The sequence below is a fragment of the Niastella sp. sgz303648 genome (genome assembly GCF_059587045.1).
Window position 1 is genome coordinate 731,044 of sequence record NZ_JCAPSW010000001.1, and the last position, 14,275, is coordinate 745,318.

Annotated in this window: 17 protein-coding genes and 1 tRNA gene; 8 read left to right on the forward strand and 10 right to left on the reverse strand. The window is 37.1% G+C overall.

The genetic code is table 11. The features are described from left to right. Nucleotides 1–211 precede the first annotated feature (211 nt). Nucleotides 212–664 carry a cold-shock protein gene (locus tag AC59IL_RS02560; protein WP_496550506.1) on the reverse strand — a complete coding sequence of 151 codons (453 nt, stop codon included), beginning with the start codon at nucleotides 662–664 and terminating at the stop codon, nucleotides 212–214. 51 nt (nucleotides 665–715) lie between these two features. Continuing rightward, entirely contained in the window at nucleotides 716–979 is a 264-nt protein-coding gene (locus AC59IL_RS02565; protein ID WP_496550507.1) for a short-chain dehydrogenase, read from the reverse strand. A 672-nt stretch (nucleotides 980–1,651) separates the two neighbouring features. Here AC59IL_RS02565 and AC59IL_RS02570 point away from each other — a divergent pair. The 6 genes from AC59IL_RS02570 (at nucleotide 1,652) to AC59IL_RS02595 (ending at nucleotide 5,258) form a co-directional block, all read left to right on the forward strand. After that, a tRNA-Leu gene (locus AC59IL_RS02570) sits at nucleotides 1,652–1,735 on the forward strand. Nucleotides 1,736–2,190: 455 nt separating this feature from the next. Next, nucleotides 2,191–3,315 (forward strand): site-specific integrase, encoded by a 1,125-nt coding sequence (locus AC59IL_RS02575; RefSeq protein ID WP_496550508.1) that lies wholly within the window; start codon nucleotides 2,191–2,193, stop codon nucleotides 3,313–3,315. Between the two features lie 218 nt (nucleotides 3,316–3,533). Next, on the forward strand, nucleotides 3,534–4,031 hold the full coding sequence (locus tag AC59IL_RS02580; RefSeq protein ID WP_496550509.1) for a hypothetical protein: 498 nt from the start codon (nucleotides 3,534–3,536) through the stop codon (nucleotides 4,029–4,031). Between the two features lie 163 nt (nucleotides 4,032–4,194). Beyond that, nucleotides 4,195–4,545 (forward strand): hypothetical protein, encoded by a 351-nt coding sequence (locus tag AC59IL_RS02585; RefSeq protein WP_496550510.1) that lies wholly within the window; start codon nucleotides 4,195–4,197, stop codon nucleotides 4,543–4,545. A gap of 67 nt (nucleotides 4,546–4,612) precedes the next feature. Continuing rightward, the gene (locus tag AC59IL_RS02590) at nucleotides 4,613–4,960 is read left to right on the forward strand and encodes a hypothetical protein (RefSeq protein WP_496550511.1); all 348 of its coding nucleotides are present in this window, start codon (nucleotides 4,613–4,615) and stop codon (nucleotides 4,958–4,960) included. Between the two features lie 61 nt (nucleotides 4,961–5,021). Then, on the forward strand, nucleotides 5,022–5,258 hold the full coding sequence (locus AC59IL_RS02595) for a hypothetical protein (RefSeq protein WP_496550512.1): 237 nt from the start codon (nucleotides 5,022–5,024) through the stop codon (nucleotides 5,256–5,258). A 110-nt stretch (nucleotides 5,259–5,368) separates the two neighbouring features. Here the strand turns inward: AC59IL_RS02595 and AC59IL_RS02600 are convergent, their stop codons facing one another. The 3 genes from AC59IL_RS02600 to AC59IL_RS02610 all read right to left on the reverse strand — a co-directional run bounded on the left by AC59IL_RS02600 (nucleotide 5,369) and on the right by AC59IL_RS02610 (nucleotide 7,728). After that, on the reverse strand, nucleotides 5,369–6,481 hold the full coding sequence (locus AC59IL_RS02600; RefSeq protein ID WP_496550513.1) for a hypothetical protein: 1,113 nt from the start codon (nucleotides 6,479–6,481) through the stop codon (nucleotides 5,369–5,371). Between the two features lie 36 nt (nucleotides 6,482–6,517). Further along, a complete protein-coding gene (locus AC59IL_RS02605; protein WP_496550514.1) occupies nucleotides 6,518–7,096 on the reverse strand; it encodes a hypothetical protein in 579 nt (192 codons plus the stop codon). A 200-nt stretch (nucleotides 7,097–7,296) separates the two neighbouring features. Then, nucleotides 7,297–7,728 (reverse strand): HEPN domain-containing protein, encoded by a 432-nt coding sequence (locus AC59IL_RS02610; RefSeq protein ID WP_496550515.1) that lies wholly within the window; start codon nucleotides 7,726–7,728, stop codon nucleotides 7,297–7,299. 522 nt (nucleotides 7,729–8,250) lie between these two features. Here AC59IL_RS02610 and AC59IL_RS02615 point away from each other — a divergent pair. Further along, the gene (locus AC59IL_RS02615) at nucleotides 8,251–8,454 is read left to right on the forward strand and encodes a hypothetical protein (protein WP_496550516.1); all 204 of its coding nucleotides are present in this window, start codon (nucleotides 8,251–8,253) and stop codon (nucleotides 8,452–8,454) included. 25 nt (nucleotides 8,455–8,479) lie between these two features. Here the strand turns inward: AC59IL_RS02615 and AC59IL_RS02620 are convergent, their stop codons facing one another. From AC59IL_RS02620 to AC59IL_RS02630, 3 genes are all read right to left on the reverse strand, one after another. Beyond that, entirely contained in the window at nucleotides 8,480–9,610 is a 1,131-nt protein-coding gene (locus tag AC59IL_RS02620) for a PIN domain-containing protein (protein ID WP_496550517.1), read from the reverse strand. A 603-nt stretch (nucleotides 9,611–10,213) separates the two neighbouring features. Beyond that, nucleotides 10,214–10,828: a hypothetical protein gene (locus AC59IL_RS02625; RefSeq protein ID WP_496550518.1), complete on the reverse strand. Its 615-nt coding sequence runs from the start codon at nucleotides 10,826–10,828 to the stop codon at nucleotides 10,214–10,216. A 13-nt stretch (nucleotides 10,829–10,841) separates the two neighbouring features. After that, nucleotides 10,842–11,750, reverse strand: a complete 909-nt coding sequence (locus AC59IL_RS02630) for a HEPN domain-containing protein (RefSeq protein ID WP_496550519.1) — start codon at nucleotides 11,748–11,750, stop codon at nucleotides 10,842–10,844. Between the two features lie 214 nt (nucleotides 11,751–11,964). On the opposite strand from AC59IL_RS02630, the gene AC59IL_RS02635 reads away from it, so the two are divergent. Beyond that, nucleotides 11,965–12,369 (forward strand): helix-turn-helix transcriptional regulator, encoded by a 405-nt coding sequence (locus tag AC59IL_RS02635; protein ID WP_496550520.1) that lies wholly within the window; start codon nucleotides 11,965–11,967, stop codon nucleotides 12,367–12,369. A 177-nt stretch (nucleotides 12,370–12,546) separates the two neighbouring features. Here the strand turns inward: AC59IL_RS02635 and AC59IL_RS02640 are convergent, their stop codons facing one another. Next, nucleotides 12,547–13,140, reverse strand: coding sequence for a hypothetical protein (locus AC59IL_RS02640; RefSeq protein ID WP_496550521.1), 594 nt, complete (start codon nucleotides 13,138–13,140; stop codon nucleotides 12,547–12,549). 3 nt (nucleotides 13,141–13,143) lie between these two features. After that, on the reverse strand, nucleotides 13,144–14,271 hold the full coding sequence (locus AC59IL_RS02645; protein ID WP_496550522.1) for an AAA family ATPase: 1,128 nt from the start codon (nucleotides 14,269–14,271) through the stop codon (nucleotides 13,144–13,146). Between the last annotated feature and the right edge of the window lie 4 nt (nucleotides 14,272–14,275).

Genomic DNA, 14,275 nt, shown 5'->3' on the forward strand with positions numbered 1-14,275 from the left:
TCAGTGAAGAACTTCCGGTACACATGTTCGGCTCGTCCCGGAGCGGGTTCAACGGCCGTGCCAATCCTGAAACCCCTTACCGGAGTGTGTTCCGGAAAAGGGCGGCTAATAAAGTGTACGAAATCGGACAGTAAAGTGTACGGATTTGGAGTCGCCCAACAGAGGGCCGGCATGGACATTTCCATGCCGCTTGTTACAACGTGAGGGAATATTACTTAACGAGCATAACGTTTGTGGCTACCAGTCCTTTCGGGCCATTCCCTATTATAAATGTTACTTTATCATTTTCCTGAATAGGTCCGGATAATTCATTAGCGTGTACGAATACCCTTTCCCGGGTTTCAGCATCATTGATAAAGCCGAAGCCTTTTTGCGTATTGAAAAATGCAACTATTCCTGTCCTTGGTTCTTCAGGTTTCCTGTCTTCAAGTTTTGGAACGCTCACCTGCATATCCTGCTGACGGAAGGTTTTCTTTTTTCTTGGATCAGGAGGAGTATCGGAAAGATTACCATTTTCGTCGAGATAGACCATCATGTCTTCCAGACTTTTGCCTTTTTCTTTATTGCTTTTTCTTTCCTTCATTTTCTCCAGCTTTTCCTGTTGCTTTTTTTTCTGTTGCTTTTCGCGCTCTCTTTTTGAGAAGGTGTCCTGAGATCTTGCCATAATAAAATTTTGATGATTCCTGCCAGGCAGGAGTTATTGTTTAATACACTACTAACCAACCGTTTCAACCACGGACAATCTAACAAACTCTGATCCATTGAAAATACGGGCTAATTTCGTATCCTTTGAAGTCAGGTATTGTTTTACATTCGATTCATTGATAACGCGCCAGAAGTTTTTTCCTTTCAAATCGTCATAATCTTCTGTTTTAAGAAAAATGCCTGTGAAAGCAGCTCTTGTTCTGAAACTTACTTTAACCTGATGCTGGTCAAACTTATGCTTGCGAAGAAACGTATCAATTTGTTCAACGGTCATGCTAATGATTTAAAGATGAATGAATTAGTCAGGGTCAGCTTATGGCCTTACCTTACTAAATGTTATGAAAATCCAAACAGGTGAAGGGAGGAAAATAAGTCAGTAAAGGTACTGAAAATAAATGAGATTATCATCGTAATTAGCGGAGCCTTAGAAGCATGGGCTGGTTCAGCCCAACCTTTTACGCCATACGAATCAGATAAATTAGTCATTCGTATAGCTACTGTTTGGAAAGTACCGGGTTTTAATAGAATCGCCAAAAATGAGGAAAATCAGGGTTTAGCGCTCCGGAAAAGGAACTTTTGGGTTCCGCGATTATTTGCTACCCAATGGTTCCGGATTAACGGTCACGGTGACGTTAATCCCATAATCGTTTGAAAACTTAGTCAGTAAATTTTTTTTTCTTTTTTAACTGAAGTGTCTCTATTTGTCAAATCTGTTGTCGTAAAATGTCAATTTTCAAAAGTTTCCCAAAAGAGTTGTTGCAAGTGACGGCCTGTTATAATCGTAAAAAATAATTACAATACATTTTGGCCGGGAATAATCAAATGCGTAATATTGCCTCCCAATTTTTAAAACAGGAAAGTTACATAAGTCGAAGAGAGTCAAATAAATCAATAACGCTGATATGACTAATTTGACATATTTGACAGGCCTGAATGAGATCTTTAAGCCCGGATGGCGGAACTGGTAGACGCGTCAGACTCAAAATCTGGTTCTCGCAAGGGAGTGCAGGTTCGATTCCTGTTCCGGGCACTTATTAACCCTGTAAGTCATTGATTTACAGGGTTTTTTTATTTTTGGTGTGTCATTTTTCCACGCTTTTTACCCCTTTCTGCCGCTTTTATTGACACAAAATTGACACACCGCATGACACACCAAAAAATGTTCCTTTTTCGGAGCATAAACAGCCCAGTCAGGCATCAAAAACTCTCAAAAAAAGGCTTCATTTCCCTTCATTTGACACACCAAATGACACACGGTTTGACACACCATTTAGGACATAACTCCTCCTCCGTCAGCTTGTTAGCCGAAATGGCAGTGATAGCAAACACGGCTGGGTTATTTAACAAAAATTATTCTATCCGCTTTTTGCCACTTTCTCCCAGTATGATAAAAGCCGGGCAAATGACAGCTTATAAGACGGCAGAGCCAATTGGCATGGCACACTCCTTGAGCCTTAATTCTTCTACTAATTAAACCCCTTTCTTATGAATTTCATTCAACGCCCCAACAAAAATGGAGATAAGATTACCTTTTATTATGATTACGGTCGCGCCCCAGGTCAGCGACCATCAACTGGTATTTTTATTTATGCCAAACCCAACAACCAAATCCAAAAGAACCATAACAAAGAAGCGCTGAAGTTACTGGAAACTAAAAAAAGCCAGGTTATTATTGAGCAACAGGCCATAGGATCGGCCTATATTCCATCGCATAAGTTCAAAGAGAATTTTTTAGATTATTTTAAAGAATACATTAAACTTAATAAGCGCGAGGGAAACCGGCATCTCACCTGTTGTTTTTCCAAGTTCGAAGAATTCGTTGAAAAATCATTCATTGCACCTATCGAGATTACTGAAAACTTTTGCAAGCGATTCAGGCGATATTTATTAGATAAGCTAACAGGCGAAACGCCTGCGAATTATTTTGCCAGGTTTAAATGGGTTATTGATGCGGCTACTTCAGATGGCTACTTTGTCAAGAATCCTACAGCAAACATTCCGGCGGTATCTAATCCGAGTGTAGCCTTGAAAGAGCATCTTGAGGTTGATGAATATCTGGCATTATTAAATACGCCCTGGACAAATGAGGAAGTATCACAGGCGTTTATTTTTAGCTGTTATACCGGGTTGCGATGGGTGGATGTTAAATTGCTTAACTGGAATGATATAAAAGGAAATACTTTGGTAACACGAATTATTCAAAAGAAAACCGGCAGACCGGTTACCCTAACCCTTCACCCCATTGCCAAAAGTATATTGGAAAAAAGACAAGCTCTATTGCCTGCGGATTTTAATGGGAAAAAGTTGGTATTTGATCTGCCAACGGCAAACGGGGCTAATAAAGTTTTGGGCGAATGGATAAAACGTGCTGGAATTGAAAAAAGCATCACCTGGTCATGCGCAAGATTAAGTTATTCTATACTGCTTCAGGATACAAATGTTGATTCGGCGACAGTTGCCTATCTCCTGGGGCATACCACCACAAAGCAGGTAGAAAGAACCTATAAACGCCACCGGCCAAAAGATCAAACGGAAGCCATAAGCAAATTGCCGACGCCAAAAGAAATGCCCTTCTTTTTAAAATCGTCATTTACAGAAAGCAGCAGGTAGATGAAGCTAATTCCAATAATAATACAATGCATAAGGCCAGCTTTTTACGAGTTGGCCTTTATGCTTTTCAGACGTGTGCAATAATTCAATTTGATCAGAATACAATTAGATGCCAATTAGAATTTACCAGACTTCTATTAGATGCCGGTCAGACAAAAATTAGAGTTCACTAAGAGTTCAATTGAAAACATATATATCATTTATTAAAACCATTACAAATGAATAGCAATACAGCCCTGAAATGCCATGAAACTGTAAAAAGAAAACCAGATTCACCGGAAAAAATGCAGCAAGCTATTGCGGAACTAGAAAAAACGGTTGCCATGCAATACGACTTATTGAAAAAAACGCTTACGGAGAATGAATTGCTTCAACAGAAGGTGAGGCAATTAGAAGAACAATTAAACGATAAGCGAAACAGCGATGGATACGGCAGCACCTCCAGCTGGATTAGTAAGATTGTTTTCACCCTGCAACAGGAAAACCGGCCATTACGATCTCCTGAACTAATCAGCCTACTTGAAAAACGGGAACCGGCGCTTGCGGAACATTATAATAAGGTGCAGTACTTTTCTGCTTTTTTGAGTAATGCGGTTAAATATGGCAGAATTATACAACAAAAAATGAAAGGCGTAAGAGGTTATTATTATCTGTTACCGCAGTGGTTAGATGAACAAAATGGCATTAAGCCGGAATATTATAAAAGGATGCTTTAAACATAAGGCTGATAATTTAATGGCTTAGCTAGCCAGCCATATTGAAATTTTCATTTGTTTGTTCTCTTCCATGTTTTAGCCCCCATTTCAGGGATAGCCGTAGGCAATCCCTCTCTTTCCGCAGAAAGGGACAAGTAGTCGATAAGATAACTTGTCCCTTGGCATGAGCGGGTGCTTTACAAAGACTGGCATTAGCGGTGCCAAACGCCCGGACTATTTAATGCCGTCACTTAACCAGGTTAAAAGGGATAGTGTAACAAAACTCTGGAAAGAATTAATAATTGACGATGCTAGTATTGATAAGAAAATGTACGCTTTAAAGCATACAGGCGGCGATGATAAAATATTAGCCGGTATTGATCTGGATGCATTATGTGAAATGTACGGGCATACTTCTAAGTATATGACTGAAAATTATGCGAAGATTATTAAAGAAGTGAACGCAACACAGATACGAAAAAAGGCACCGGCATTTACTACACCTGTCTTACCGTTGAATAGAAAAGCGATATAGTTTAACAGACCTGGCTAAAAGCCAAGTTTTTTGTTTAAAGTAGTACAAATTAAATTAAATTCGTTACATGGAAACAAATGAACAGATAACCCTGGTTAAGAAAATTAGCGATTTGAAAAATAAAATCGTTAAGTCGCAGGACAAAGAATCGATTACGCTCTATATTCAAGAAGTGATTAAAATTTCAACACCTGTACAGCCGTATGTAGATGAAAGGCTCGCTAATGGTCGTTATAAACAAGAAAGTAAAGTAAGGGCCATCTCGTTACTTGAAGGGGATATTGATTGTGTTAAAAGTAATAGCTATCCCGACTGGGAAACGGTTCATTTCCAGGTGGCAAGTTCTATTGCGATGTTAGCTTTGAATTTTGTAGAAGGTGGTGTCTCTCGATTGAATGAACTTAGCAAGAATTAATGGTTTCAAAAAGAATGATACTGAGTAATCAACTTTTTTAATTTTAGTGTAAAAGCGGTTTATGGAAGAAATCTTAATAACAGATAAGCAGAAGTTTCTAAATGAAAACTACCCCTTTGATGTTGCTCCTGAACTGACTGAAAAGTTCCGTTGCCTTCATTGTGGCGAAGTAATTACGGTTGGCGATTACAAAGTTTTCAAAGAGAAAGGAGATGACTTTGTATATATCTGCTGTCCTAACGCTCCTGAATGTGACGGGACTGTAATTGACTGGATTGACATAAACGCTAACCGTTAAGTACAAAAGCATAAATTTCAAACTGAGACACTGTAATTCAATTGAATAAAGAAGCAATTAACATCAGTTGGCTTTTTGGCGCGGCATGTTTTTATAGACTTTCTTAATAACTATGATTTTAATAATCCCTTTTTGATTAGTATGATACGCAGGTATTCGTAAGAACTATAGTATTCCATTTCATTTGTTAGGTTGTTCTCCATATTGGTTATCTCTTCAATGATATCAGGGTCTTCATGAAAATGCTTCTTAAAATATTTTAAGCCAAAAATTGGATGCTTTTCATGAAGCTTTGAAAATTCGTAGTTGTAGTATTTTTGTTCTACTATTTCGGGTTTCTGCTTTGATGAATATATAATTTCCACTTTTACATTAATGTTCGCCTTATTAACTTCATGCTTTTGGGGTATTAATAGGTTGGAAGTATTTTCGATTTTCTCTGTTAGATATTTGTCAAGCGTTTGAGTAAATAAGTCAACAGCATTCTGGTATCTTGTATGCTCGTTTCTTTTTTCAAAGCATTTTATCAAATATTCCTTTTTATACAAATAGTTACTATTGAATATTGACTCAAAGCGTTGTTCAGCCAATGTGACTAATTTGTCAAACGGAATTTTAGAATTAATCAGGGCTTTTAAGCTTGTTAATTCCTTTTGAAATTCCCTCAATAACTTTTCGACTTTAACCCAAATTGTATCAAGGTATTTATTCAAAAACAATTTATGTCTTGAAACAATATCATCAAGGTGATGAAAAACAGATTCTCCTAAAAAGTTTTTATCCGCAGAATAAAGGATGTAATGGATGTTGCCTTTTGAAAATTCATTACCAAAAAATACAGAAGATATGAGTTCGTTACCTTTTGGCTTCCTTCTGATTGGATGCCCTATTAATTCATTACGGATTTTTCTATTAGGGTTTTTGTCTTCGGTTTTACTTTTGGGCAATTGAAAGATATACAGTAATTCATCTATTAAATCTTGATGTGCATATGCTATCTGCAATATACCTACTGCCTGGAAAATACTTAACTGAAAGTCATCATTGTATTGGATATTGTCAAAACACGTTAATGTATCGTCTAAAAAATGAAATATATCACCATAATAATTGGTCTTAACTTCATGATCGAATCTGATTTTTTTTTGACAATACTTGTATTCCAAAAAATAATAATTCCATACTTCAGTTATCTTTTCAAGTTTTTGTTTTATTGTTTCCATTGCTTACGACAAATCAGTCAGTTTATTGCGGTTAACTTAAAAATTAATAGCTGCATTCCAGCTATCCATTGCGTCATTTCTTGAAGGGGTTAAACAGTACTTTATTTGATTAATATTTTGTATGCATCCATTTTGAATCAAATCGTTATTTATAATATTTCGAATCGCTTTTAACCTATGTAATTTTGAATCTGTCCACAATAATGAATAAATTACTTTATTAAATTGAACGCCATTAAATGCGGTATTTATATTAAATATTTCAACGTTTGTAAGGTCGAAATTTATTTTGGATTCTATTTCCCTATCGCCAAAATCAGGTAGTGTGTCATTAACATTAATTCTCTTAACTAAATCTATTATTATAACGCCATTATTTGCACAATAACTTTTCCAACTTTGCGGATGCCCCAAATGACCATCTGAAGGATGAAGTGATTGATTAGTAAGGCAAGTAGGAAAATACTTCCAAAATTTACTTTGCTTTCTTCCATAGAACCAGGTTGCGCTATTTGTCTTTTCGCAACTTTCGTCATTGGGATTAAAAGTACCAATTATAAGAATGTTACTATGATCTGGTATTCTTTGATTACAAAAAATCTGATTTTGCTCCATGTTTGTAAGTTCGTCTATGTATCTGTGAGTAATCGGCATTTAATTAGTTTAGCTAAAATTAATGAAAAACTGAAGGTAATTGCGTTCCAGCAATAGGTAAATGGTAACTTTCCTTATTTCTTGTATATCAAAAAGCCCCCTGCGTAAAACAGGGGGCCGTACAGAGCTTTAAGCATAGAGAACGGTTAAAATAATACAAATCAAGAAATATCCAGGTCGGTTTTTGCTTCCACAAATTCTTTATAAGTTTCCTGCAAAGACTTAACTTTTTCAAAGAAAATGGTTAAGTCTTTTTCGTTTACTTCATAGTTGGATTCGTACCGAGATTCTAAATATGCTTTTTCCAGGAGTTCAGTTAACCGTTTTTCTTCTACCGCATCACTTGAAAAGATAGTGGTTAGTTGTGGAGCGCAACGCCTGGTATGTTTTTTAAGGGAATGTATGTCATGCGTGCGTTTATCATATCCATTCAGGCTCATTAAAATTCCCCTATAGGCAAATTCTGTAGCTTGATGAAATAAGAAGGGTATTGTTTTACCTGGGTTATGTTGCTGTAAATATTCAGCACAGGAATAGAAATTTTCCGCTCTTTCAAAATGCTGGAAAAATATTTCCCGTGCTTTTTGTTTCATTTCCTCAACTGCTTCAAATGAAGTTATCGGGAAAGTAGTTGCTTTACGTTATAGAATCATAATGGTAGAGGTTGGTAGGCTACTGGTTAAAGAAAACAGCCAGTATGGAAAGGTCGAGTATTCCTCTCTACCATTATTTGTTCGAGCTAGTATTGTCGTAAAGATTTTTCTCTAACTGTTCATGGGCGAATTTCGGGGGAGTCGACACAGGTTCATGATGATTTTAGTTCGAACACAATCCCCATCACCGGATTATAAATATTTTTCACTTTCTCGTTTGAGAATACATCAAATACCTATTTAAAAAATCCACAATCTTATTAATATCCGCCGCAAACTGGTTCGAAACCTGTAACCAACAGCCCGCTGAAAAATTAAAACGCCTTCAAGTTGTTGAATTTGAAGGCGTTTTTGTGTTCGAACTTTTCCAATCAATTTTTTTGTCCTTCGCTAATAAGGTAGTTTCCAATCAATAAGGTTCGAATCCCCTCGTCGATCCATTACGTTTTTAAAAATAAACCGATGTCTACCAAAAACAAAAATGGATTAATCAAGCCCAAACGAGAACCACTTACGCCAAAAAAGCTAAGGGAGCTCTCTGGCCTGAAATTATCAGATGAACAAGCGGAAGAGGTTATTTGGTCTTTAACCCAATTTGCACGGATTATCTATGATTTTACCGTACAGCAAAAACAGCCAACTGAAATTCAAAAGCAAATGAGTTGAAATTTAAAATCTAAGTTGCTGTATTTTATATGTCCGTCTTCCTACGTTTAGGTCTTTTGGTATAATTGTTAAACTCAATTTCGTCTTCAATATCATCAGGCACCAAACTGATCTCTAGCTCCTTTTCCAAGTATTCAATAGGGACAGTTAATGTATGCCGAATTGTTATAGGCGCCTCTTCTTCTTCAGCTAAGAATACATATTCGTTCCAATTTTCAAGAGATAACCCTTTTGGGACATTCATTGTCAATGCGTCCGACCGGTCAATGAAATAGTCAATTGAGGCATCTGCAGAGATAATAAGATCTACATAGAACATGCTATCGATGAGTTTTATCGCATCTTCTGGGACTTCTATCTTAATATTATAAATTGAATTAATGGTAATGAATTCATCGTTGCAGTAAGGGTAATATGTATAATATTGAAACGTAGGCCATCTTTCAATTAGATTAGAAAGATTAGTAGAAATTGTTGGGATAAATTGAACAAATGTCAGCTTATGTAACTCATTCTCACCATGGGTCTTATAGAAATCATCAATAGATGCAAAAGCTGGCGATTTAAAGAAGTCTTCAAATGTCTTATATGTACTGAGCCCTTTAATATCCTGAATGCTATTGCGAAAATTATTATCCCCGCATATGAAATGGAGCTCATGTAACGAAACTATTTCTTTTAGAGTTTCAAAGATGAATGCATCAGGTATATCTTTTCTAGCTTTTAATTCGCTAAACGGAATATGACCTTTAAAGTATGAGTCGAAAACAGCCGGGCTGTGCTTTTCATTGAAAGGGTGCAATATCGATTCGGTTTCTTCTATATATTGCTTCCAAACTTCTTCGACAGAATTAGCAACTTTCTCCTTTTGTTTTTCAATTTCCTCAACAATTTTATTTAGGTGACGTTCTTCACGACGGTATAGGCCTTTTTTTGAAAGGTCTTTAAGATGTTTAATTGCCGAGTCAATCTCTTTGCTGATTTCATCAACATTTGTGGATGTGCATTCCTTGAATACAAACCATGGAATATGTACTTTAACGAGCTTTAATTTGGCCAATTCTTTAAGATATGCCATATCCTTTTTATTCAATCCACGATCGATCCTAAGAATATTGCTATCTATTGAAATATTTATTAAAGTCGGTTTTTTCATGAAGAGGAAATTATATCTTTTGTCACGAAGATAAATCCTATCAAACAAATCGATGCACCGTGAATACACCTTTATTCGACGTTTGAGCTCTAAAGTGATATTTTTGCAACCAGAATGGTTCTGTAAGCTCCGGAGTAATGCTGTTAAGATGGATAGAGTAAGATTCAGACAAACCCCTTCCGTCCATTGTTGTATAAAAAAGTGCTCTATAACCGGAAAGAGTTGCCCTAACCATTGGCCGCAAATTTTCATGCAAGGGAATGTCTACTCCTGCCATTATGATTCCCATCCGTCCGGTATTGGTAGATGGTTTCCCGATTGCACCGTGCGTTCGCAATTGGGTAATACCTACGCCCGCGCCTGCAAACCAGGAAAGTGGTTGGCAAAAACAGGGCTTGGATGCGCAACATAAAACCCAAAGTATAACAGAAATCCACTTCATAATGCCTATCAAAATTTTTTAGTTTTTTGTAATTGTACCTGTCTGGTTGGGAACAGCGGTGCACCGATTGATCTTGTAATTATTGAGGATTATTCGTGATTTACGGGAACGGTATTAAAATCAGTGGAACAGGTTGCGAAAGCATGGTGTCTTGGACATTACTAAATTACCTTCGCCCTGTTTTTTAAATGCCCTCCTATATGGGTGGTTTCTCTGACATCAATAAGGTGGGCAGCTTCTACCAATTTGGTAAGATGAAAATAAATAGAAAGCATATCCTTCTCTATACCCGCTTCTGCCAAACTGGTTTTCACAAGAGCAAATTCCAATAGATCCTGCAACTCTTGTTTCCATTTTGGCAAAGACAGGTATTTAAAAAAACGCTTGAAGGTTAAATAAGGGTTAACATATTCCTTAAACGATAAAACGCGTGGGAAATAATCCCATTGGGTAGAATCCACATGCCATCCGCAAAAAAGATTGGGGTTAAATGAGCTTTCCTTTTGAATGGTCAGCGGCGATGTTTTGTTTTCCTTATTTATTAAGTAGGCCGCATTGATAATGGATTCTATCATTTTAAATTCATACAACAAATCACCAGGGTTATATTTTCGCCAGATATATTTACCAGCAGCGGCTTTCAATGAATCTTTAATACATTTTCGGTAGGCCGTAAGACTGGCCGAGCAGAAAAATTCTGCAATTACCTGGTAAGGGTCGGTTATTTTCTCTTTGTACCATAGAGAAGTTCGCAAATAGCCGTTGGCTGATTTCATAAAAGTTAAGGTTTTAGGCTGGGGTGTCGGCTGGAGTTAATGGGAATGTGGTGGTTTGGTTATTTTGTATCGACATCATTTTCTTGTTATACAGCTTTTCTGCAACAAGCAATAATTGATGCACTCTTTTCTTTAACAGGTTGGCTATTTCTGTGGGCACTGAATAATCTTCTTTATAACGAGCATCCGAATAGGCTTTATTAAGTAGATTAAAAAGGGAGGTTTCTTCTTCCGTGCTACAGGGGAATATAGTGGAAGGAACAAAGGAGAAGTTCTCAATAAGGGCTAGTAACCGGGAAAGATTGTGTGTAGTAGACCGATAGCCAATATATACCCGTAGCAGAGCCATGCAAGTGTGCTGAGTAGCCTGGTGTAAATCAAACAAGGCTTTTTCATTCCAGCCATTGTCCAGGCAAAAACAGGCGGTTTTATAAAAGCGTTCCGCTACCGAGAAGCATTTATTCCAGGTAGTTTCTAGTTTGCGCCTTGTTTCTTCAAATGTGGGTGCTGACGGTGGGGTGATTAAAGCGTTACTGCCTGCATTAAACACCAGAACGGCTTTATGATAAAGTGTAGTAAGGAAACGGCTGTTTTTAGCTATTAATTCGTTTACTGCATCCAGGGGTTGAACAACGGCAGTAACTTCACAATCCAGGGAGGTTGCCAATAGATCAATTTTCTGTAAGATCTCATGGTCGGCCTGGTTGTTATCATTACCAGTGATGACCAGCAGGTCAAAGGTGGCTTTGATTGTTTCCTGGTAACCCGTATCTTCCTTAAAACAGCTCCAATCCTGGTAAATCGAAGTTCGGTAGCCGTAGCAAAGGATTTTTTCGGGGTGGATAGTTGTAGCAATTTTCTGAATAAGCTGGGCTAGCTGGTTAAGCAGGTTGGGGGATAGAGTGTCAAATGTTGTTTGCATGGAGGCTTAAGGTTTGGTATTAAGATAAAACATATGTCTTTTGGTTGGGGGACGGCATTTAATCTACAATGAATAGCAAATTACCTGTTGCTTGTGCCGTACCGAACCAATTATGCCTGTGGACTACCAGTATTTTGCCGTATTTTACGAGGGATATAACGGTATAACACCAATACCATAAATTCCATATATTTGAAACATGATAACCACTAATATGCCTGAAAAAGTACATCAAGGACGAGCCGTAAAACGCATACGGGAAATATTACAGGTAAAACAGGAAACACTGGCTAGTGAACTTGGCATTAGTCAGCAAAGTGTTTCCCTACTGGAAACGAAAGAGATTATTGATCCGGAGACTTTGGAGCAGATTGCTAAGACGCTGAAGGTACCTGTTGAGGCCATTAAGAGCTTTGATGAAAATGCCCCTATTAGTTTTATAGGTAACACTTTTACTAATAATGATAATTCGGCTACCATTCAATATAATCCAATTTTTAACCCAATAGAAAAATGGCTCGAAACATTAGATAAAAATGAAAAGCTTTACGAGGCATTACTTAAATCTGAACGTGAAAAGATTGCGTTGTTGGAAAAGATGTTGAGCGCAAAGAAATAGTCAAAAAAATATTGATATACTGAACTAGCCATCTGTAAGCCGGATGGCTTTTTATCTTATATTATTATTAATCCCAGAATCGTGAACTGTGCACCTCTAAATGAGTATAAAGACTCTTTTAAAACCTGGATTTTTGAAACCGATAGGTTTTGCAGATACTGGCCTAATGGGTACAATCTATAATGGATTTCCAGTAAGCTTCAAGTAAAACCGGCAGAATGAAACACTTTGTTTAAGGTCACGTGGTCGTTCAACATTTTTTATGATTCTTATTGCTGAATCAAGGTCGTTATAGTCAATGCCACGATTTTGAGTAAATAGCCTCCGCAATTTCTTTTTAGGGTTTTTGTCTCTATCAGGATGCTTAATGTTGTCAATCTTAACTGGATGAGCCGGCCTTGATAAAACTTTTTCAATGGCTGAAACATCCGCAATAAGCCAGCTTTCCAATTCGTGTACAATACCTATAAATTCAACGTTATCTAGAGGGATTTCCTTAGCAATAAGCTGTTGCCTGATTAAATCTCTTTCCTGCACAATACAATCGCAGTTTGAATACTTGGGCATTAAATCCCATACAATAAAAACCTTATCGCATCCTGTATCTAAAAGCAGTTTAGTACTGTTCGCACATTCTTCAAGTAAAACGCCTTTATCTCCCAGTGTTACTGGTTCAAATTCACAATTGGGCAATATCCAGTTTACCAAATGTTTTAAAACATTATAATCAGGGCCGTCTATCCAACATTCGAATACAAATCCATACTTCATAGCTTAATCATTACTTTTTAAACGGCTCATTGTATAAAGCCTGCCTGGGTTGAATTTTTCTGCCCAAACCAATAGTTCATTATTGTCGGCTGGTCTTGAAAATTTTGGTTGCCCTTCTGTCTTTTCAACGACAACTATTTCATTCAGGTTTAATAGGTCGAGCAGATAAGGCGAGTGAGAGGTAATTATCACCTGGCCTTTTTTATTTTCTATATAGCGGCGCATTTCGCTTACTGCCAAATGAATTGACCGTGGGTCTAACCCATTCTCCATCTCTTCAATGGCTATCAAGGGCGATGGATTTGGATTACGAAAAACAGCAAGCAACGCAAGCACTTTCAATGTTCCTGTTGATAGCAACCAACCGGGAACTTTAAAATCTTGTTCCGACAGTTGCATGTAAACCATATTTTCAAGTTCCTGAGTTATTACAGGCTGAATGTCTGTAGCGTAAGGCAAGACATACTGCATCGTTTCAATAATACCATGAAATACTTCAGGGTTTTTATTTCTTATCTCTAATACATATTCAGCTATATTGCTGCCATCATCATTCAGTTTAATACTGCCGCCTGTTTTTTTCTGGGGATAAGGATTGCCCATTAAAAAAGTATTCATAGAAAGAAACTGCCAGCCTTCTACATATTTCCGGATTTCTCTTTCTGCTATTAGCATAGAATATTCTGGTTGCAGCCACATGGCTTCCCTGTCTTGAGTGATATATTTATGATCTGGGGTTCTCAATCTATTAAACTGTGGATAACTTACTTTTTCTTCTAAGAAATATATATGACCTGCCAAGTCTTCACCAATGGCAGAAGAAAAATCCGATTTCCTTTTTTCAATAGTTGTTTTGAAAATAAATTCCATCGGAGCATATTTATACTTAATGCCGTCTTGCTCAAAAGTTCTTTTTTTCTTTTTGCCCTTATAATGGATATGTTCAAATTTTCTCCAGCGGCTCATGGATTTGCCTAATCCTTCGGTAACGAATAATTGAAATGTTTCCAACGCTTCTAACATCGAACTTTTTCCAGTTCCATTATACCCAATAAAAGCTGTAATGGGGGTAAGTTTTACCTTGCCCTTTTCTATAGCTTTAAAATTTCTTATTTCTATCGTCTTTATCATTATC